This window comes from Vibrio ostreicida, from assembly GCF_013074385.2.
Classification (GTDB): domain Bacteria; phylum Pseudomonadota; class Gammaproteobacteria; order Enterobacterales; family Vibrionaceae; genus Vibrio; species Vibrio ostreicida.
Genome location: NZ_JABEYA020000033.1, coordinates 1 through 1431, shown reverse-complemented (window position 1 = coordinate 1431; position 1431 = coordinate 1). Strand labels below are relative to the sequence as shown.

The 1431-nt window shown below is 43.3% G+C and carries 1 protein-coding gene; it reads right to left on the bottom strand.

Translation table 11 applies throughout. From position 1 onward, the window contains the following. Window positions 1–10: 10 nt before the first annotated feature. Entirely contained in the window at window positions 11–1336 is a 1326-nt protein-coding gene (locus HLM86_RS20090; protein ID WP_170883829.1) for an IS4 family transposase, read from the bottom strand. Window positions 1337–1431: the final 95 nt, after the last annotated feature.

Here is a 1431-nt window from a genome sequence, read left to right as displayed (position 1 = left end):
CTAATGCCGTTCACTTAAGATGAGCGGCATTGTTCTTTCTAGGGTATCTACTTGGCTTTTTCTTTACGACTCTAGGGAAGGATCTTTGCCGTCTTGGTTCTAGGATTAAGCTCTCGCTCATCGAATAAAAATTTTGTAGTTGCCTTGGTATCGCACCTGGTGTCGAGTAAGGAAGCCCGACTATTAGGCGCATTATATGGGCTAAAGCGCCATTAAAGCTAAGCTGATATGGCAAGTAGTCTCCATTTAATGTATGACACATCTGCACCATCTGATACCTAACAAGGTTGTATGTCAGTAGCACTCCCCAGAGTTCCTGTTTCACAAGCTCTGGTAATCGACTTCGAAGGGTTAACCTGTTACCAAGCATATATTGTTTTTGCTCTCGGTAGCCTAATTCAATTTCCCAACGATACCCATATAAGCCTACGACATCTGACTTGGGATAGAGCATGGGATCTGTCATCGAGGTGAGGACATCGTATCGTTTGCCATCTTTGATTCTCGTGACTAATCGAACAACAACTTCCTGCTCTAGCTCCGGCCACTTCTTCCGAGCGTGCGGATTACTTTTCAGCTTAATCAGTTTATCTTGTCGACCGAGAGACTGAACGACTTCATAGTTTAGCCCCTTTTTCATTGGAATAAGCCAATGTCTATTGACACCTTTGGCGCTCCATTCTCGAAGTAAACCAAGAGAGTAGAAGCCTTTATCAAAGAGCGTTAAGCTATTATCTGGTGTGGTTTCTATCAGTTGCTCTGCTAACTTCATTTCATTCACGGTATAGCAGTCAAAAGCGCTGCCTGTGATTAAATGACTGCTCAGCTCCATCTGACATACCATACGTACTTGCGGATATTGAGTTTCTTTACCATCTTGATTCGTGGGTTTTGCAAAGGCTTCAGCATTTTCTGTTGAGTCTTCTGTTCGCCACAAGACCCCATCAACACCGAGCAGTGTTAGTCCATTCCAATTTGGTAAGTTAGCATGCTGAAACCAATGACTCTGCGTACACTCAAAAAGAGCTTTAGCGGCCGATTCTCCAAGGTTTTTTCTACGTTGAGTGAGCGCACTAGGTGCCACAAATGGCTTACCTGTTCGGTCAACAATATCGAGCATGTTGACGATATCCGCCATGGATTTGTCGTTATAAATAGCCATCCCCACTAATAGCCATGCCATTGACTCTAAAGTCAGCTTTCGTTTTCTAAGGGTAACGGTATCAGTCAGCTTGTAAGCATCATTAATGAGTTCAATTGGCAGTAGGTCAGCGAGAGTCTCTACTTGATTGGGTTTGTAGTTGTTGATGATGTCGAGAGCTTGAGAAACGTGCATAAAAAAATCCGATAAACAGGGTCTATCGGATTTTTACATATTGGGAGGATCGTTCAATTGATCTGCCGATTAATGCCTTAACTGATCGGCATTAG